Source organism: Streptomyces alanosinicus (assembly GCF_014650595.1).
Classification (GTDB): domain Bacteria; phylum Actinomycetota; class Actinomycetes; order Streptomycetales; family Streptomycetaceae; genus Streptomyces; species Streptomyces alanosinicus.
Window position 1 is genome coordinate 1 of sequence record NZ_BMVG01000020.1, and the last position, 18064, is coordinate 18064.

Annotated in this window: 14 protein-coding genes and 3 pseudogenes; 7 read left to right on the forward strand and 10 right to left on the reverse strand. The window is 70.6% G+C overall.

Translation table 11 applies throughout. The annotated features are described in order from the left end of the window. Window positions 1–196 precede the first annotated feature (196 nt). Window positions 197–700, forward strand: a complete 504-nt coding sequence (locus IE277_RS30405) for a P-loop nucleotide/nucleoside kinase family protein (RefSeq protein WP_229882070.1) — start codon at window positions 197–199, stop codon at window positions 698–700. Window positions 701–800: 100 nt separating this feature from the next. Here IE277_RS30405 and IE277_RS30410 read toward each other — a convergent pair whose 3' ends face one another. Continuing rightward, window positions 801–2357 carry an oxidoreductase gene (locus tag IE277_RS30410; protein ID WP_189956926.1) on the reverse strand — a complete coding sequence of 519 codons (1557 nt, stop codon included), beginning with the start codon at window positions 2355–2357 and terminating at the stop codon, window positions 801–803. A 790-nt stretch (window positions 2358–3147) separates the two neighbouring features. On the opposite strand from IE277_RS30410, the pseudogene IE277_RS48940 reads away from it, so the two are divergent. Continuing rightward, window positions 3148–3267: pseudogene (locus IE277_RS48940) on the forward strand (glycosyltransferase); the annotation flags it as partial. 193 nt (window positions 3268–3460) lie between these two features. Beyond that, a complete protein-coding gene (locus IE277_RS30420; protein WP_189957029.1) occupies window positions 3461–5158 on the forward strand; it encodes a hypothetical protein in 1698 nt (565 codons plus the stop codon). A gap of 111 nt (window positions 5159–5269) precedes the next feature. Here the strand turns inward: IE277_RS30420 and IE277_RS30425 are convergent, their stop codons facing one another. The 5 genes and pseudogenes from IE277_RS30425 to IE277_RS47740 all read right to left on the reverse strand — a co-directional run bounded on the left by IE277_RS30425 (window position 5270) and on the right by IE277_RS47740 (window position 7537). Continuing rightward, a complete protein-coding gene (locus IE277_RS30425; RefSeq protein ID WP_229882100.1) occupies window positions 5270–5758 on the reverse strand; it encodes a hypothetical protein in 489 nt (162 codons plus the stop codon). A 340-nt stretch (window positions 5759–6098) separates the two neighbouring features. Then, a pseudogene (locus IE277_RS47725) lies at window positions 6099–6185 on the reverse strand (MerR family DNA-binding transcriptional regulator); the annotation flags it as partial. Window positions 6186–6289: 104 nt separating this feature from the next. After that, window positions 6290–6991 carry a serine hydrolase domain-containing protein gene (locus IE277_RS47730; protein WP_229882071.1) on the reverse strand — a complete coding sequence of 234 codons (702 nt, stop codon included), beginning with the start codon at window positions 6989–6991 and terminating at the stop codon, window positions 6290–6292. Window positions 6992–7079: 88 nt separating this feature from the next. Next, window positions 7080–7292 (reverse strand): annotated as a pseudogene (locus IE277_RS47735) (serine hydrolase); the annotation flags it as partial. Then, on the reverse strand, window positions 7241–7537 hold the full coding sequence (locus IE277_RS47740) for a hypothetical protein (protein ID WP_229882072.1): 297 nt from the start codon (window positions 7535–7537) through the stop codon (window positions 7241–7243). The pseudogene IE277_RS47735 and the gene IE277_RS47740, both read right to left, overlap by 52 nt. Before the next feature lie 473 nt (window positions 7538–8010). Between IE277_RS47740 and IE277_RS30440 the strand changes: the two genes are divergently transcribed. Next, window positions 8011–9711, forward strand: coding sequence for a tetratricopeptide repeat protein (locus IE277_RS30440; protein WP_189957012.1), 1701 nt, complete (start codon window positions 8011–8013; stop codon window positions 9709–9711). A 25-nt stretch (window positions 9712–9736) separates the two neighbouring features. Here the strand turns inward: IE277_RS30440 and IE277_RS30445 are convergent, their stop codons facing one another. Then, the gene (locus IE277_RS30445; protein WP_189956927.1) at window positions 9737–10462 is read right to left on the reverse strand and encodes a rhomboid family intramembrane serine protease; all 726 of its coding nucleotides are present in this window, start codon (window positions 10460–10462) and stop codon (window positions 9737–9739) included. A gap of 190 nt (window positions 10463–10652) precedes the next feature. On the opposite strand from IE277_RS30445, the gene IE277_RS30450 reads away from it, so the two are divergent. Genes IE277_RS30450 through IE277_RS30460 form a run of 3 tightly spaced genes read left to right on the forward strand, consistent with a single transcriptional unit; the run spans window position 10653 to window position 13934 of the window. Continuing rightward, window positions 10653–11414 carry a GntR family transcriptional regulator gene (locus IE277_RS30450; protein WP_189956928.1) on the forward strand — a complete coding sequence of 254 codons (762 nt, stop codon included), beginning with the start codon at window positions 10653–10655 and terminating at the stop codon, window positions 11412–11414. Next, a complete protein-coding gene (tmpA, locus tag IE277_RS48945; RefSeq protein WP_268252673.1) occupies window positions 11411–13063 on the forward strand; it encodes a 2-trimethylaminoethylphosphonate dioxygenase in 1653 nt (550 codons plus the stop codon). The genes IE277_RS30450 and tmpA overlap by 4 nt, the downstream gene beginning before the upstream one ends. 46 nt (window positions 13064–13109) lie before the next feature. Further along, complete coding sequence (locus IE277_RS30460; protein WP_189956929.1) at window positions 13110–13934, forward strand: YqjF family protein; 825 nt, start codon at window positions 13110–13112, stop codon at window positions 13932–13934. On the opposite strand, the gene IE277_RS30465 is transcribed toward IE277_RS30460, so the two are convergent. The 3 genes from IE277_RS30465 to IE277_RS30475 are packed head-to-tail and all read right to left on the reverse strand — an operon-like array spanning window position 13876 to window position 18061. After that, complete coding sequence (locus IE277_RS30465) at window positions 13876–15495, reverse strand: class I adenylate-forming enzyme family protein (RefSeq protein ID WP_189956930.1); 1620 nt, start codon at window positions 15493–15495, stop codon at window positions 13876–13878. The genes IE277_RS30460 and IE277_RS30465 overlap by 59 nt on opposite strands. Next, window positions 15492–17213 carry a CoA transferase gene (locus tag IE277_RS30470; protein WP_189956931.1) on the reverse strand — a complete coding sequence of 574 codons (1722 nt, stop codon included), beginning with the start codon at window positions 17211–17213 and terminating at the stop codon, window positions 15492–15494. The genes IE277_RS30465 and IE277_RS30470 overlap by 4 nt, the downstream gene beginning before the upstream one ends. After that, window positions 17210–18061, reverse strand: coding sequence for a class I SAM-dependent methyltransferase (locus tag IE277_RS30475; protein WP_189956932.1), 852 nt, complete (start codon window positions 18059–18061; stop codon window positions 17210–17212). Before IE277_RS30475 ends, IE277_RS30470 begins: the two co-directional genes overlap by 4 nt. Window positions 18062–18064: the final 3 nt, after the last annotated feature.

The following is an 18064-nucleotide window of genomic DNA, read 5'->3' on the forward strand; positions in this document are numbered from 1 at the left end:
CCCTCTCAGACAGCCAGACACCCACCACAGTTGCCCCGGACACGTAAAACATCTCCCAAAAATGCCGAAGCCCCGGATCTTCTGCCTGGAGGCGACGCCGATCAGTACCAGAGCGTGGCGACGGCAAGGGCGAGTCGGACAGGTGGACGTCCTTGCCGCCACGGCGACGAGCGTGATGCGGGACTAACCTGGCTCCGTGACACGGCAATTGAGCACGGTGGTGCTGATGTGTGGTCTTCCCGGAGCGGGCAAGACCACCTACGCGATGGAGCTTGTGCGACGCGGTTACGTTCGGCTCTCGATCGACGAGGTGGTCTGGCAACGACTCGGGCGGCGCGACGCCGGCCTGGTGCTGGAGGCGGAGGCATTCGACCAGCTCAAGGAAGAGGTCCGCCGCGAGCAGCGGCAGGAACTGGTCGAGCTGATGCTGGCCGGGCGTGACGTGGTGGTGGACTACAGCTTCTGGAGTCGTGCCGCCCGCGACGACTACAAGACGCTGATCGAGAACCACGGCTGCCGCTGGGAACTGGTCCACCTCAAGGCCGACCGGACGACGCTGGAGCGTCGCCTCGATGCACGCAATGGCGAGAAAGGCGCCAACTCCGTCACCGTGGACGAGACGCTGTTCAAACGCTACCTGGCCAAATTCGAAGAACCGGACGGAGAAGGTGAGCAGGTCGTCACGCAATCCTCGACATGAGGATCTGAAGCGGCCGCGGCTCGGGCGTGACCTGCTGGTGCGGGCTCGCCCTCGGACGCGTACTGCTCTGCCGGCGACGCCCGAACCCAGCCGCGGACCGCTAGTTCTTCTGCAAGGTGCGGGTGACACCCGCGATCAGGGCGGTCGTCAGCACCCAGCCGAAGCCGATCAGCAGATAAGCCAGCCACTGGAGGCCGTCGTTCGACCAGTACCAGGCCGTGCGCTGACCCAGACCACCGATGGGGATCAAGAGGTCCAGTGTGTAGACGAGGGGCTGAAAACGGGCACCTTCGCCTCGTTGTACCGGGTTCGGGGAGTGAGTGCCGAAGGACAGTGTGCCCAGCAAGGTCAGCGCCAGGAGCCAGACGCCGGCCATCCAGGGGCGGTAGCCGTAGCCGACGGTCACGTCGAGCAGATGTCCCCACACACGCGTGGTCAGGGGCAGAGTTCGACGCCGATGGCGCTGCTTGGCCAGGAGAACGCGGCGGGCGTCATCGTCGTGGCCGGCCTTCCGGTACCAGCTCGCCAACTGCTCATAGGGCTGGGGACTGTAACCCGGGCTGTGTCGTATCCACGCCACCCGCTGGGCCACAGAGTCCCGCAGTCCCACTGCCTCCCGCCGCTCGCCCGCCTCAGCCACCTTGATGGAGCCGTAGACGAAGCCGTCCAGCTCCACCACGTCCGGCCAACTGCGCTCGCTGTCGTGGAGGTAGGACACCTGCGCGCCCCGTAGGTCCACGGGGCCGGACGGCGGCCGGGCGAGCGTGAAGTCGAAGTCGACGGCTTGCATCAGCAGGGCGACCAATGACGGGCCGTCGCCATCGGGCGGCCCGTTCAGTACGGCTCCTTCAAAGGTCAGGTTGTCCGAGATCCGGGCACCCCGCAGCCGTACGGACCCGTTCGCGATGAATCCGCCCGAGAAGTCGAGCGTCGAGGCCACGGCGTTGTCCAGGGCCAGCGCCACCCCGCGCGGACCCGCGCCCATGAGCTGCGCGCCTGGCATGTGCAGCCCGCCCGGCAGCTGTGCCCCCATGAGACGGACCTCACCGTGCGCGACGAACCCGTCCACGCAGTAGACGCCGCCCTCCGCGACCAGTCCGCCGGCGGAAACTGCCCATTCCTCAGGTGCGGTGATCTCGGCGCCGCTGAGGTTCACGGCGCCGCTCACGTGGGCGTTGCTGAGCGACAAGGCGGTGGCCCAGCGGTGCAAGCGCGGGGCGGAGCCGCATTCCAGGCGAGAGTGCCGCAGGTCAAGGCGCCCCTCGACACGAATCAGGCCGGCTTCCACCCCCGGCACTCGACTGCCTACGATCGCGATCGACTGGGTAGACGCTCCGGAGAGATCCACTCCCTCCTCGAACCAGCAGTCCTCGAGCCGGAGGGCGTGCGCGATCTGCGCGCCGGCCAGGTTGAGGCGCCCGGATATCCGCGCCCCGGCGAGCGTCAGGGACGAGACGGCACCCGGCTGGGGAGTGTTCGCGCCCAGGAGCAGCGCCACGATCACCGCGGCCCGCACTGTCCGTCCGGCATCCCACTGCCCCCCTCCGTCTACTCGGTCGTCCTCGGGCATACCCGTGCGCAGGTCCACGTGGCGGCCTTCGGGGAACGCCTCCCACAGCTCACGCTCTGGTGGGGTCAACTCGTCGTATGAGAGCACTCATGCAGAGTAGTGATCTTCCTTCGCTTTCGCCGATGGCCAGGACTTTCCGTCTGCAGCGCCCCGGGGATGTGGCGCGGTGCGGATGCGCGGTGCGCGCAGGTCGCGAGCGCGGTCAACTCGCGTGTGTGGCTGTGCTGTTGAGTGCGCCCACACGCTCACTCACTCGGCGGATACGCGATGGATTCGGTTGAGTGCGTTGGGTAGTTGACGGGGTGTTGGCGGTTCGGCGTCCATGCTGGTCTGGAGCTCGGTGTGGGTGCCGCCCGGCTAGAGGTGGGTGCAGAACGCACGCAGACCCGCTCCGGCAAGAGCGCCGGCGCCGTCGTGCCGATCCGTTCGGAGGAGGTTCTCGCAGGTGGACTCGGTGGCATCCCGCCCGTACCGGCTGACCGTGACACCTGTCGGGCGGAGCATGGCCGTCGTGGCCCGGGTGGTCGTGGCCCGGGTGTACGGGTATCCGCCGGACCGCAACGCAGGCTCCGACAGTGAGTGGATCCGCCCGGACCGTGAGATCTTCTACGCCCGCTATCCGCGGGAGTTCCTGCCCAGGCAGAGCATCGTGGTCCGTCCGCCCGTGATCGCGGAGGATTGCCGGACCAGGTCTGGTGACTGCGCGACCCTGGTCAATCTCCATTCCGACAAGGGCGGTGAGGTGTTCTGGCAGGTCGCCGCCGCCTGGACCCCGGACTGGAATGTCCTCGGTGCCCGCGGCGCCTGCGGGCAGCAGATCATGCCGCCACCGCGCCTGCCCAACTGCGAAGTGGTCGACGGAGTCCCTGGGCAGCGGATGCGTGAGCACGTTTACGGCAGGGCGCGCGTGATGCTGATGCCGAGTGTGTACGAGTCCTGGGGGCGGGTGGCGGTGGAGGCGTTCGCCTCGGGGATTCCGGCAATCGCCCATCCCGCTCCCGGGCTGCGGCCCCGGCGGCGGAATTGCGGGCCCTGGAGGCGCAAGACATACGTGTCCCTGAGGACATACGCGTCTCTGACGGGACTGCGTGGCACAGCCGGACCGCGATGCCGCCGTCCCGGCAACGACATCGACTCCCTTTCAGAATCCTCTTCCTGCAAGGTCGATCCGCGGCGAAAGGACACAGACCATGGCCCAGGAAACCATTCCCTGCGCTCTCGCACCGGTAACCGAAATCGAACCTCGCGCGGCTGTCTTACGGTCCGCGAGCGCGCCCCTCGCCCCCTACACCCACAGCCGGCGCTTCAACTATTCCGGCAGCGTCGAGAACTTCACCGTCCCGCCTGGTGTCACCACGGTCAACGCCCGCTGTTGGGGCGGCGGGGGCAGTGGAACGAGCACGGGGGGCGGAGGCGGGTTCGCCACCGGTGACATCGCCGTCGTGCCGGGGGAGACCCTGCGGGTCGTCGTCGACCTGGGAGGAGGCCCGTCCGGTGGAGGCGGTATGAGCGGCCTGTTCAGCCAGCGGCTGGGGCAGACGCTGCTGATCGCCGGCGGAGGAGGCGGCGGTACGAGCAACGCTGAGGCGCGCGGTGGTGCAGGCGGCGGAACCAGCGGTTCCGACGCACGGACCTACTCCAGTGGCGGGTGGACAGGGACGCCGTCGCGTGGAGCTTCCGGTTCGACCGGGGGCGCCGGCGGGGCCATCTCCACCAATACCAGCTATGGGGGCCGCGGCGGCAACACCGGCCAGAACGGCGGTGCCAATGTCAACGGCAGCGCTGGCGGACTGGTGCCCATCGCCGGTATGGGTGGAGGCGGAGGCGCGAGCTACGGCGGCACCACAGGCGGTGGTGCCGGCCATGCGGGCGGCGGTGGTGGCCTCTTCATCGGCGGCTCGGGCGGCACCTTTGCCAGTGGCGGCGGCGGTGGCAGCAGCTTTGTGAACGGCCCCGGGATCACCGGCGGACGAACCGAGGCCGGCAGTGGTGCCCGAGCGGGCGGCAAGGACGATCCGCTGTATGAGTCTCCCGTCGGCGACGCGGACAACCGCGGCCAAGTGGTCCTGCAATGGACAGAGTTCACGGTGGTGCCCGGCGGGCCGCCCGATGTGGAACTGAGGAAGGGCGGACGGGTCGGATACCCGGGAGTGCGGGTCGATGCCGTCACGGCGTTCGAGCCCGTGTCGGTGACGGTGACCCTGCCTGCCGACCGTGGTCTGCTCTTCGGAACGCAGACACTCGCCGACTACCAGCTGACCGTCCAGAACTCCGCCGGGGAAGCCACGCAGTACAGGGGGACCTTGTCGGAGGACGGGATGTCGCTCGTCTTCTCGGACGTGGACCTTCAGCTGCCGGGGACGACGGTGATGTGGGTCGCCGTGAGCGCCGGCCACGATGCCCCGCTCGGATCCACCAGCCTGGCCTTCAACGTGGGAGGGAAGACCTCTCCCTCCACGACGATCGTGGTCACACCGGGCTTCACGGTCTCGCCGGGTGGTACCCCGGTGACGGCGGAGAGGGGAGGGGCGCCGGTGTACCCGGGGGTGGAGGTGCGCAACAGCGGATCGCAGGCCATCCCGCTCCAGTCGGTCACCGCGGTCCTTCCACCGGACGCCGCCATGCGGTTCGGTGTGCCGGGCAACCTCGATCACCAACTGACCGTCTGGGACGCCGCCGGGAACTTCACCGTGTACCGGGGCAGCATCTCCGCCGACGGCCAGTCCCTGGCCTTCTCCGACGTCGAACTGGGAATCCCCGAGGACGGGTCGAAGTCGGTCATGTGGGTGTGCGTGAGCGCCTCCGACGACACGCCGCCGGGCACCACCAGCGTGCAGTTCACCGTCGGCGACCGTATCTCGGCGTCCACCGCCATCGAGGTCGTCTGAGGAGCGAACCACTGCCTCGGTGCGCCCAGACAGGGGCCGTCGTTGCGAGATCGGTTCAGCAGGGAGGGAACAGCAAAAGCTCGCCGATGTGCGACAGCATCCTCAAGCGAGTCATCGGCGTGGGACGGGTACTCCGGCGGAGCGGAGTTTGGTCTCGGTGAGCGCGGTCAGCAGGGCTGAGATCGGTGCCTGGTCCTCGCGGTGGCTGTTGATCAGCCGGTACTCGGTGGATGCGTTGGCCCAGGCCCGCAGGCTGGCGGGATTCCCCAGCAGGGCGGGGTTGCTGAGGTAGTGGTCGGCCATGGCGGAGGCGAGTTCGTCGATCCTCGGGTCGTCCGGTTCCCAGGCCTCGGTCTCCCAGCCGCGCTTGGTCAGGTCGATCCACTCAGCGTCCTCCCGCCAGTGTTCGAGCTGGATGAGGAAGCCGTCGAAGCCCTCCGGCACCAGCGCCCGGGCCAGCACCAGGGCCTCGCGCTGCGCGGAGACGTAGTCGGGGCTGAAGCCGAGGCCGGACATCCGGTCCAGGATCGCGCAGGCGCGGTCGGGCAGCAGGGCCCGGTCGCCGTCGACGAGCCGGTGCAGCGTGTCGCGGCGCGCCACTAGTGCCCCAACAGGCAACGTTCGCCCCGTCGCGGCGTCCGGCACGCCCTCTCGCCGCACCGGCCGAAAGCCCACGTACGCCCAGTACGAGGACTTCCGGCCGGCACTCCCCCAGCCTCCGGCCGGGGGGACCCCCAGAGCACGCACCGGACGCCGCTCCTTGACGGGCAAACGTTGCCTGCCGGGGCACTAGCTCCGCGATCCGCTCGGTGAGCTGCCGCTCGACGTCGGCGAGGGCGGCGCCGAACTGCTCGGCGTCGGCGTCGAGCAGGGGCCCGGTCGCGGCCAGCGGTACGCCGGCGGTGGCCAGCGTCCGGACCTGCACCAGCCGCAACAGTTCGGCCGATCCGTACCGTCGATAGCCGGAGCTGTCGCGTTCCGGCTCCTCGACCAGGCCGAGCTTGTGGTAGTGCCGCACTGTCTTCACCGTGATGCCGGCGAACGCCGCCGCCTGCCGATCGTGACTCCGTTCCTCATCCGCTCAGCCTGCCTTGTGCTCGGGCCCGGGGGAAGCGCACGGGTTCGGGGTGTTCAGTCCGTCGGGTGAGCCGGATCGGTCTGCCCACCGCAGAACACCTCGTTGACGAGCCTTTGTTGGGTGTTCTGAAACGCCGGCGCGATGGAGAGGTCGCCGTCGTCCACATAGTTCAGTCCGGTGGTCAGGGTCCTGCTGCCGTCGGGTGTGCTGTACGTCAGCGCCGCCGAGCCCATGATGGCGCCGTTGTGATGGAAGACGGTGCCGCCGCCGGGGCCCGCGTCCTGCGCGAACACCCCGAGGCCGTAGACGGCCTTCGTGTCCGGTGTGCGCATCTCGGCCAGCAGGTCGGCGGACAGGAGCCTGCCGCCCATCAGCGCGGAGAAATAGGTGCGCAGGTCCTCGGTGGTCGAGATCATGTCACCACCGGCCGAAACCCAGGAGGGGTTCTGCCGGGTGATGTCCACCGTCTTCTCCTGCCCGGCGTCCACATAGCGGTAGTAGCCGTGATGGTGCGGCTCGGGTATCTCCGACGAGAGGCCCGGTGCCACCGTGCCGGTCATCCCGAGCGGCCCCGGGATCAGCCGCTGCAGCTCCTCGGCGAACGAACGGCCGGTGACCTTCTCGATCACCAGCCGGGCCAGCACGTAGTTGGTGTTGGCGTAGCTCCAGTCCGTCCCCGGCGCAAACCGCGCCGGCTTGGACAGCGACGGCCGTACCAGCTCTTCGGGCAGATAGGTCTTGAACCGGTTGTCCACCCACCCCTTGCCCCGCCAGGGGACCCCCCCACTCGATCGTCCCGTCCTCGTAGAGCTCGCCGGTGTGGTTGAAGATCCCGCTGGTGTGCTGCAGCAGCATCCGCACCGTGACCCGCCGGTCCAGGCCGAACTCGGACAGGTAGTCATCGGCCGCGGCAGCCAGACCGATCCCGCCCTCGGCCACCAGCATGAGGAACGAGGCCGCGACGAAGTTCTTGGTGGTGCTGCCGATACGGACGTGTCCGTCGGTCAGCGGCCTGTCGCTCCGGACCAGCTCGCGCGCCCGGCGCTGCCGACCCACTCGCCGTGCTCGTCGTTCACCCGCAACTGCACCCCGAGGAAACCGGACTCGACGATCCTCTCGATCGCTTTCCGCAGCTCTGGCGGCAGCTGCGCGGCCGGGACGTACGACCCCGCGATCCCCGGCCCGCCCGGATTCCACGCGAGGACCCCGATCCTCCTGCCCCTGTCGGCGGCGGGCAGCCGCGACACGGCGATCGCGACCTTCCGTCCACCCGGATCCGCCGGGTCGACCGGCACGCTCACCGTCGTGCACCGGCGTGTCGCCTGCCCAGGCAACGCGCAGCCCTTCCACGCCAGGCCGCTGGGCGTGGAACGCCGCTCCGAGTCCGCTGGGCCGGGGCCGCACGCTGTGGCGAGGACCAGCGCGGAGGCGGCGCACAGAACGGAGCGAGTTGCGCGGTAACGCATCATCATTCATTCAGATGTACCCGATATGTTCATCCCTGGCGACTTGGTCACGCGCAGCTGCACCGATCCCTCGGCTCGCAGCACCCGCTCGGCCTAACATGGCCGCACACCAGCGGCAGCGTGCCGTTCAACTCGCCCGAGAACTAGGTGACTTGGCGACTGTCCGGAGAGGTTGGCGCGTGTACCTGAGTGTGCCCTTCGAAAATGGTGAGACGTCGTACGGCCCGCCGTCCGTCGGGTCGAAGGCGGTCGAGTTCACCAAGGACCGGTTCACCAAGGACCGGTTCACCAAGGACTGTGGGGACCATATGGACTGTAGGGACTATTACGATCTCGGCGCCCACGGCCGCACCGTGACGACGTCCTCCGCCGAGGCCCAGCTGTGGTTCGACCGCGGGCTGAACTGGACGTACGCCTTCAACCACGAGGAAGCCGTCTCCTGCTTCGAAGCCGCCGCCGCGGCCGACCCCGACTGCGCCATGGCGCACTGGGGCATCGCGTACGCGCTCGGTCCCAACTACAACAAGCCGTGGGAGTTCTTCGACGAGCGGGATCTCTCCCACACCCTCGAACGCACCCACGCCGCGGTGGAACGCGCCCAGGAGAAGGCGCGGGCCGGTGCCACACCCGTCGAACAAGCCCTGATCGCCGCGCTGCGTGCCCGTTATCCGCAGAAGGAGGCCGTCGAGGACTGCTCCGTGTGGAACGCGCCGTACGCCGACAGCATGCGCGCCGTGTACGAACTCGCGCCCGGCGATCTCGACATCGCCACCCTCTACACCGACGCGCTGATGAACCTCACTCCCTGGCGGCTGTGGAATCTGAAGACCGGTCAGCCGGCCGAAGGCGCCCGCACGCTCCAGGCCGAGGCTGTCCTCGACCGGGCGCTCGCCACCGATGCCGGGGCGCGGCATCCCGGCATCCTGCACCTGTACATCCACCTCATGGAGATGTCCCCGACCCCCGAGGCCGCCCTGTCCGTCGCCGAGCGGCTGCGGGACCTGGTGCCCGACGCCGGCCACCTGCAGCACATGCCCTCACACATCGAGGTGCTCTGCGGCGACTACCGCCGCGTCGTGTCGGACAACAGCGCCGCGATCGCCGCCGACGAGAAGTTCCACGCACGGGCCGGGGCCATGAACTTCTACACGCTCTACCGGTCGCACAACCACCATTTCAAGATCTACGGTGCGATGTTCCTCGGCCGGTCCCGGACCGCTCTGGAGGCCGCCGCCCAGCTGGAGGCGTCGATCCCGGACGAACTGCTGCGGGTGCAGAGCCCGCCCATGGCGGACTGGCTCGAAGGCTTCCTCGCCATGCGGGTCCATGTGCTGATCCGCTTCGGCCGCTGGAGCGACATCCTGCATCTGCCGATGCCCGACGACCCGGAGCTGCACAGCGTGAGCACGGCGATGCTGCGCTACGCCCGCGGTGTCGCGCTCTCGGCGACCGGCCGTATCGCCGAGGCCGAGGCCGAACGCCGGCTGTTCGGCGAGGCCATGGCCCGGGTGCAGGCCACGCGCATGCTGTTCAACAACACCTGTGCCGACATCCTGGCGATCGCGTCGGCGATGCTCGACGGTGAACTGGCCTACCGCAAGGGCGAGTTCGAAGCCGCCTTCGCCGCGCTCGAACGGTCGGTCGACTTGTGCGACAACCTCCCCTACGACGAGCCATGGGGGTGGATGCAGCCCACCCGGCACGCATACGGCGCCCTGCTGCTGGAGCGGGGGCGCGTCGCGGAGGCCGAGGCGGTCTACCGGGCCGACCTGGGACTCGACGACAGCCTTCCGCGGGCGTTGCAGCACCCCGGCAATGTCTGGGCCCTGCACGGGTTGCACGAGTGTCTGATCCGGCTGGGCAGGGCGGGGGAGGCGCGGATCGTGGCCCAGCAGCTGAAGATCGCCGCCGCGCTGGCGGACGTGCCCGTCGAGGCCTCCTGCTTCTGCCGCCTGGACTCCGTGCCGGACGGCGCCGGCGCAGGGGGGTGCTGCGGCACGGAACACTGAGCGCGTTGCCGAATGAGGTGGCCTGTCAGAGCAGGCCGAGGTCGTCGAGTTCCTTGAACAGGTCGGCGCGTGTGCCGTCGGAGCGCGGCTGCGGGGTGCTGCCGGTCGCCGCGCGGGAGGCAGCACCACCCGTGCCGGCCCGTGCGCGCCGGTCTCGGAAGAGCCAGGCCCCGACCAGGCCCCCGAGCAGTCCGCCGAGGTGTCCGAGCCAGCTCACTCCGGGCGTGCCGGGCACGGCCACGGTGAGCAGGTAGGCGAAGGAGGCGCCCATGACGACGCCGACCAGCGTGTCGATCAGGTGCCGGTCGAAGAGTCCGCGTACGACGACGTAACCGAAGTACCCGAAGATCAGGCCGCTGGCGCCGACCGTCCCCACATCGCCTCGCTCGAAGAGCCAGACCATGGCGCCACTGCTCACCGCGATCAGCACGCTCAGCCCGAGGAACCGCACCACTCCTCGGTAGGCGGCGAGGAAACCGAAGACGAACAGGGGGCCGGAGTTGCTCTCGATGTGCGCCCAGCTCCAGTGCAGCAGAGGCGCCACGAGGATGTCGGGCAGCGTGAAGATGTCGCCGGACACCACCGCGTAGTCCCGCGAGAGGGCGTAGTGGTCGGCGTAGTTGGCAAGCTGCACGAGCCAGACGACGGCGAGCAGTGCGAACATCACGAAGAACGCCTTCCGCGCTTCCGCGATCATCTGCTCGGGACTGACCGACACCCCGTCGCCCCGATTCTGGTCCGGCGAACTCATGGCAGGCTCCCCCTCCACCGGATTCCGCGTCCCGCTACGGCGCACTCTACGACAGCTCGGCCCACCGCCCAGACACACCGAGTCTCTTGTCCGCCGTTCCTTGTCCGCCGTTCTTCTCCGTCCCGCCCGCACCTGGTTGGAAACTTGTAGGTACAGGTTGTAGCTTGTACCTACAAGTTGTGGAGGTGGGATGACAGACCAGAGTGATGCCCTCTATCTGGACGTGGTGGTCCGGCTGCGCCAGGCGATCGCCGACGGGGTGTACCCGCCGGGGTCGCGGCTGCCGTCGGAGCATGTCCTGGCTCAGGAGTACGGCGTGTCCCGCAACACGGTGCGTCGTGCCCTGGAGGTCCTGCGCGAGGACGGTCTGATGGCCTCGCAGCAGGGTGCGCGCCGCACGGTGCTCGCCCTGCCCAGACTGCAGAGCTTCGGGGAACTGCGGTCGTTCTCACGCTGGGCCCGTTCGATCGGGGAGGTCCCGTCGGGGCGTGTCGATGTGCTTGAGCGCCGGCCCGCCGATCTGGCCGAGGCGCACGCGCTCGGACTGGAGCCCGGCGATCCGGTGGTCCGCCTGGTGCGCGTCAGGCTGCTGACCGGTGTCCCGGTGATGATCGAGCGCACGGTGTATCCGGAGCGGGTCGGGGCGCTGTTCGCCTTCGTCGACCTGGAGCGTGAGTCGATCTGCGAACGGCTGGAGGAGCACGGGATCGTCTTCGCGCACGCCGAGCACACCATCGACGCGGTCAGCGCCGACGCCGAGGACGCCCGGCTGCTGGAGATCGAGGCCGGCACCGCACTGCTGCGCGAGCGGCGGCGGTCCACCGATCACCAGGGCCGGCCACTGGAGTGGTCGCAGGACCGCTACGTCGGCGACGCCGTCGCCTTCACCATCCGCAACTCCGTCGCGGCCTCCCCCCTTGTCCGCGACCGGCCCCCTGCGACAGGAAAGTGACCAGCACCGTGCAGACCGAACTGATCCGCCAGGACGGGACGCGTTTCCCCGCCCTGTGGCTCCGCGACAACTGCCCGTGCGGCTCGTGCCAGATACCGGGCAGCGGCCAGAAGCTCTTCGACATCACCGACCTGGCACCCGACATCGAGATCGCGCGGGCGGAGGAGGACGCCGACGGCGTGCGGGTCGTCTTCGCCCCGGACGGGCACCGCTCGCGCTTCACCCACACATGGCTGGAGACCCACCGGCCCGGCCCGGCGCCTGCCTACGACGACCGGACCGAGGACGCCAAGACGCTCTGGGTCGCCGCGGACCTCCAGGGCACCGTGCCCACCGGAGTCTGGCCGGCCTTCGCGGATGATCCCGCCGAACGCGCGCGCTGTCTTCAGGCGCTGCTGACCCAGGGCTTCGTCATCCTCCACGGCGTGCCCCTCGCGGACCGTGCCGTGCTGGACGTGGCGAGATCGTTCGGCTACGTGCGCGAGACCAATTACGGCGAGCTGTTCGAGGTGCGTGTCGAGGAGAATCCGGCGAACCTGGCGTTCAGCTCCCGGCCGATCCTGCCCCACACCGACAACCCCTACCGGGACCCGCTCCCGACCATCCAACTGCTGCACTGCCTGACCAATGCGGCGGCCGGCGGCGACTCCGGCCTCGTGGACGGCTACCAGGCGGCCGCCACGCTGCGCCGCGAGCAGCCGGAAGCCTTCGACCTGCTCACCCGCACCCCCGTGACCTTCCGCTACGCCGATTCCGGCGCGGACCTGAGCACGAGCGCCCCGCTGATCGGACTCGATCCACTCGGCCGGATCAAGCAGATCCGGTTCAACAACCGCTCGATGCGGCCGATCGCCCTGGAGCCGGACCGGATCCCCGCGTTCTACGAGGCCTACCGCGCCTTCGCCGAACTGCTCTACCGCCCCGCCGCACAGCTGGGCTTCCGGCTCGAACCCGGCGACTGCGTGATCTTCGACAACACCCGGATCCTGCACGCCCGCTCCGGATTCACCGCCGACGGCGCCCGCCACCTGCAGGGCTGCTACGCCGACCTCGACGCCGCCGCCAGCGAACTGGCCGTCCTGCGCCGCACCCTCGACATCATCGACCAGCTCGAACGGCTCTTCAACGACGAGGGCGGCAGCGAGTACCTCGGCGAGCCGGTCACCCAAGCCGCGCACATGCTGCAGACCGCCGCACACGCCGAGGCCGCAGGCGCCCCCGACGCCCTCGTCGCGGCGGCTCTGCTGCACGACATCGGTCACTTCACCGGTCACATCAGCGGCCACCAGCTCATGACCGGCACCGACAACCGGCACAGCCACACCGGCGCCGACTGGCTCGCCACCTGGTTCCCGCCGGACGTGACCGAACCCATCCGCCTGCACGTCGCGGCCAAACGCTATCTGTGCGCCGTGGAACCCGACTACCGCCAGCGCCTCTCGTCAGCCTCCCTCTACACCCTCGACGTGCAGGGCGGCCCCATGTCGGCGACCGAAGCCGACCAGTTCGCCGCCCTGCCCCACGCCCAGCAGGCCACAGCCCTCAGACGCTGGGACGAGGCAGCCAAGGACCCGCAAGCCGCCGTGCCCCCCTTCGCGCGCTACCGCCCACTCCTGACGCGGTTGCTGCACACATCGCCGGACGCCTGAGGGGACCGCCCTGCCGGCAGCGGCCGGGGCCTGGCATGCTCAGGTGATGCAGAAGCCGGCCCCTGACGCTCCCCGCTCGCCCGACACGGCTGTGTCCCCGGACGCTCCGGCCGGCATACGTGTCCCGCTGCTGACCCAGCAGTGGCTGGATCTGACCTTCATCCACTGGGCCGTCGAACCGGCCACGGTGGCACCGCTGTTGCCGTCCGGAACAGTCCCCGATGTCCATGAGGGACGTACGTACGTCGGACTCGTGGCCTTCCGCATGCACAAGGTCGGATGGTTCCGGCTGCCCGGGGTGCCCTACCTCGGTTCGTTCCCGGAGACCAACGTCCGCCTCTACTCGGTGGACGCGCAGGGCCGCCGTGGTGTCGTCTTCCGGTCGATGGACGCCTCACGTCTGATCCCTGTGGTGATGGGACGGGCCGGCTTCCGCCTTCCCTACCTGTGGTCCCGTATGGCTGTGCGCGTCGCCGGTGACACCGTGGCCTATGCCAGCTCGCGCCGCTGGCCCGGCGGACGCGGCGCGTACAGCCGCATCAGCGTGCGCACAGGAGAACGCATCGACGAACCAAACGAGTTGGAGCACTTTCTCACGGCCCGCTGGGGCATGCACAACGCCTTCGTCGGCGGGACGGCGTACCTGCCCAACCACCACCCTCGCTGGCCCCTGTACCGTGCCGAGCTCATCACCTGCGAGGAGAACCTGCTCACCGCGGCCGGCCTGCCCGCGCCGAGCACCGCGCCGGTCAGTGTCCTGTACTCACCAGGCGTCCCCGTCCGCCTCGGCCGCCCCGTACGCCCTACCACCGTCACCGGCGGTGCCCCGGCTGTCCACCGGCTGCCCCGTGGTCGTGGGCGAGCCGGGTGAGGGTGGAGCGGCAGATCTTTCCGGTGGGGCCCAGCGGCATCTCGGGTACCCGCAGCAGCAGTTCGGGCAGTTTGCGGCGTTCCAGCCCGCACTCGGCCTCCAGGAAGCCGGTGAGTTCCTCCAGGGTGACGGGCAGGGCGTCCGGCACCTCGCGCACGCAGGCGCACAGCCGTTCACCCAGGTCGTCGTCCGGTACGCCGACGCAGACGACCTCGGCCACCGACGGATGGTCCGTGAGCGCCTGCTCCACCTCGGCGGGGCTGATGTTGTAACCGCCGCGCACGACGATCTGCTTGAGGCGTCCGAGCACATGGAGCCGGCCCTGCGGATCCAGGCGGCCGCGGTCACCGGTGCGGACCCAGCCGTCCGGGGTGCGGTACCGCGCGTCGAGGTCGGGCGCCGCCACGTAACACAGGGGTGTCATCGGGCCGCGCGCGCGGATCTCGCCGGTACGGTCGCTGATGCGGATGTCCACGACGGCGGGGTCGGGCAGACCGGTGCCCGTCTGCGGGGACCGCCCGGTGGCGGCCGTATGGCAGTTGACGCCGTCGGAGGAGCCGTAGACGGTGATGACCCGGCGCCCGAAGCGCCGTTCGCAGGCCGCGGCCGTGGCGTCGGGCAGTGCCGCTCCGCTGGAGACCACGGCGCGCAGTCCGCTCAGGTCCTCGTCCGGGACAGGGGGCAGTTCGGCGAGTCGCCGCAGCATCGTGGGTACCCCGAAGACGTGTGTCGGCCGGTGCAGGCTGATCATCCGCAGGGCGTCGTACGGGTCGAACGTGTCCTGGAGAAGCAGGGTGCCGCCCAGGGCGGCGACCGTCACACAGGTGCCCAGAGAGCCGAAGGAGGAGGCGAGCGGAACGAGGACGAGGCTGCGCATCCCGCCCGGGTCGCCGTCGGCCAGGGCGCGCACGTAGTTGGCGCGGCCGCCGGCCATCGCGTTGTGGGAATAGGCGACCATCTTGGGCTCGGCCTCCGAGCCGGAGGACACCAGGATGCGCGCCGGTGCCTCCGGGTCGGCCGGCCGCGGTGCGAAGGGCCGCCGCGCGGGGGCGGCGAGGGAGTGTCCCGCCGGGTGCGTCGGCTCGCCCCAGCCGAACACCGCGTCGAGGTGCGGAAGGCAGGTGTCCGGCAACGCGTCCGACGCCTGCTCGACGATGACCGCGCGGGCCCGGGAACGGCCGAGGAGGCTTGCCGGGCCACGGCTGCCGTGCCCGGGTGGATAGGGCAGGGCGACGGCGCCGAGCGCCGCCACGGCCAGTTCCGCCGTCACCGCCCGCCGCCCGTTGGGCAGCCGGACGGCGATGATGTCCCGCGCGCCCAGGCCGCTCTCGGCCAGCCGGGCGGCGATGTGCCGTACGTCGGCGTCGAGCCGGGCGTAGTCGACGGCGCCCGCCGAGTCGATGACGGCCGTACGGGCGGGGTGGGCCCGCACCTGCTCGGAGAAGAGCGTGTAGAGGTCGCGGTCGGGGCAGTGTCCCCGCGCGACCCAGGAGCGGCGGAGCGCGACGGGCACCAGGTCCCGGATCTCGACACCGGCGGACGAGGTCCACACGCGGGTCATGTGAACTCCCAGGGGGTGAGCGGACAGGCGTACGCGCCCGCACCGATCGCGCCGGCGAAGCGCGGGTCGTGGGCGAGGTCGGCGAGGTCGGTGCACACGGGTGTCACCGTCGTTCCGGTCGCCGTCAGCAGGGGGAGCAGGTCGGCGGTGGGGCGGGTGCGTGCCGACGCGGTGAGCGCGTCCGGGTGCGCCGTGGATCCGGCTCCCAGCGCACGGGTGATCCGCTCCGGATGCGCGCGGGCCTCGGGGCCCAGCCAGATGTGTCCGTCGAGCGTGGGCAGCGGCCTGTCGAGCACACCCCACCGGGCGCGCCGCGGGTCACGCGGGACGGTCGCGGCAGCGGAGTGCAGGGAGGAGTCCGCCCGCCGGCCCTGCCCGGTGCGCAGCCGGGCCAGCAGCGCCGCGAGCACGGCCTGCGCGCTGACCAGCCCACCGAGGACGTCGGTGAGCGTCATCAGGGAGGGGGCGGGAGGCTCGTCCGCGGGCCGGATCGCGGCGGCCAGACCGCTGTGGGCCTGGACCAGATAGTCGGTGCCCAAGGGCGGCCGCGGGCCGAGCGCCTCGCCCCAGCCGGACGCCCAGCCGTACACCAGCCCCGGCCGCGCCCGGCTCAGGTCCTCGGCGTCCAGGCCCAGTCGGGCCGCCTTGCCCGGCGCCCAGTTGTGCAGGAACACATCGGCTTCGCGGACCGCTTCGCGCACGGCCCGCCGGCCCGGTGCCGTGGTGATGTCGGCCTCGATGACGGCCTTGCCGGCGTTCAGGGCACTGAACCGCGCCGAACACCCCTGCGCCAGCGGTGGGATGCCGCGCATCGGTTCACCGCCGGGCGGCTCGATGCGTACGACGTCCGCGCCGAGCAGCCGCAGTACGTGCCCGGCGAGGGGGCCCTGGACACGCCTCGTCGACTCCACGACCCGCAGCCCGGCCAGCGGCAGCGCGGTGCTCGGGGCACCGACACCGGGGAGGCCGGCCGCGGCCTCCGGCAGTGCCGTGAGTGTCCACGGCCGTACCTCGGCAGGTCGCGAGGGCTCCTGCCGTACCGGCAACAGGCTCACCCCGGCGGACTCCGCCGCCGCGCCCAGCACGCTGAACGGAACGCCGCGGACGGACTCGGCCAGAGCGGCCGGCAGCGGGCACACGGCCGTACCGAACCGCGCCTGGAACGGCCGCCATCCGCGCCGGACGGCGTCGCGAGGCGCGCCGAGGATCTGCCAGAAGCCGAGCCACTGCTCGGCGTCGAGGGTCTCCAGTTCGACGCGTACGCCGTCGGCGGAGACGAACGCGCAGTCGCCGAGGGAGGCTTCCATGCCCGGATCCGGGTCCTCCTCCGGCGCGGTGGCGGCGGCGAGGTACTGGGTGAGCGCGAGCAGCGCGGCCTGGCTCACGGAGGTGCGCACACCGCTCACCTGGCCGCCCCGGGCGCGTGCGATCAGGGCCGCGCTCACCCCCTGCGCGGCGAGGACACCGGCGACGGCGGAGGCGAAGTCGACGGCGAGCGGTGCGGGACGGCCGACGGCCCGGCCGTGTACGTACATGATGCCGCAGGCGGCCTGTACGGCCCGTTCCTCGGACAGCGCGAGCGGCAGGGGGCCGGCCCAGTCGATGTCGCACGCGACGGTGTGCGCCTCGGGGTCGGCGACCAGGCCGAGCAGGCGCGTGGCCACCTGGGTGGCGACGAGGGGGCCGGTGACCGCGGGCAGCGGTGCTGTGATCGTCATCGGGTCACCTCCCCGGGCCGCGCGCCGTCGGCGGGGACTCGGTCCGCCGGTGGGCGGCGGCCCTGCACCGAGTACATGACACTGGAGGCGGCGCGGAAGGAGGGGTCGGTCATCACCGCGCGGACACGGTCGAGTTGTGCCTCCGTCATGCCGGCGGCCAGCAGCTTCTCCCGCAGGTGGCGCGTGTGGTGGAGCTGGAGCCACAGACCGGGCGAGTCGGCGGTGCGCAGTTCGATACGGGGCCTGGGATCGACGTCGACGAGTCCCGCGGCCCGCATGGCGGCCGGAGCGCGCCGCCCCCACTCGGGGTCTCCGCCGGCGGCGCGCATGACGGCGCACTTGGCGGCGAGGAACGTCTCGTACAGCCGGGCCGACTCCTCGTCAGGGGCGAGCAGCGGTGGCTCGTAGGCGGTGTCGAGCTCCTCGATCTGCAGCCAGCCGCCCGGTTTGAGCGCCCGCACCAGCTTGTCCAGGACGGCGAGGCGTTCGGGCAGGTGCTGGAGCAGGAGACGCACGACGACGAGGTCGAACGCGGCCGTGGGAAGCGGGTCGTCGACCACATCGTGCTGGACGGTGACCAGTCCGGGCCGTCCGGCGATGTGGTGCGGTTTGACGTCGGTGGCGATGACCTCGCCGTCCGGTGCGACGCGTTCGGCGAGCCAGTGGGCGACGCTGCCACTGCCCGAGCCGATGTCCAGACAGCGCCAGCCGCTGGTGACGCCGGTCTCCGCGAGGCGGGCGAACGTGGCCGCGTCGTAGGCCTCCCGGAGGCAGCGGTGGTGTTCACGGCTGTGCGCGCTGTCGTTGTCGAAGACATAGCCGGGGTCCTCGACCAGGCGTGGGGACATGCG

What these genes read in the sequence shown, in the direction of transcription:
- IE277_RS30475 (WP_189956932.1), bottom strand. Translation starts at nt 18,061, where the DNA reads ATGTCCCCACGCCTGGTCGAGGACCCCGGCTATGTCTTCGACAACGAC.
- IE277_RS30470 (WP_189956931.1), bottom strand. Translation starts at nt 17,213, where the DNA reads ATGACGATCACAGCACCGCTGCCCGCGGTCACCGGCCCCCTCGTCGCC.
- IE277_RS30460 (WP_189956929.1), top strand. Translation starts at nt 13,110, where the DNA reads ATGCAGAAGCCGGCCCCTGACGCTCCCCGCTCGCCCGACACGGCTGTG.
- IE277_RS30450 (WP_189956928.1), top strand. Translation starts at nt 10,653, where the DNA reads ATGACAGACCAGAGTGATGCCCTCTATCTGGACGTGGTGGTCCGGCTG.
- IE277_RS30465 (WP_189956930.1), bottom strand. Translation starts at nt 15,495, where the DNA reads ATGACCCGCGTGTGGACCTCGTCCGCCGGTGTCGAGATCCGGGACCTG.
- IE277_RS30420 (WP_189957029.1), top strand. Translation starts at nt 3,461, where the DNA reads ATGGCCCAGGAAACCATTCCCTGCGCTCTCGCACCGGTAACCGAAATC.
- IE277_RS30440 (WP_189957012.1), top strand. Translation starts at nt 8,011, where the DNA reads ATGGACTGTAGGGACTATTACGATCTCGGCGCCCACGGCCGCACCGTG.
- IE277_RS30445 (WP_189956927.1), bottom strand. Translation starts at nt 10,462, where the DNA reads ATGAGTTCGCCGGACCAGAATCGGGGCGACGGGGTGTCGGTCAGTCCC.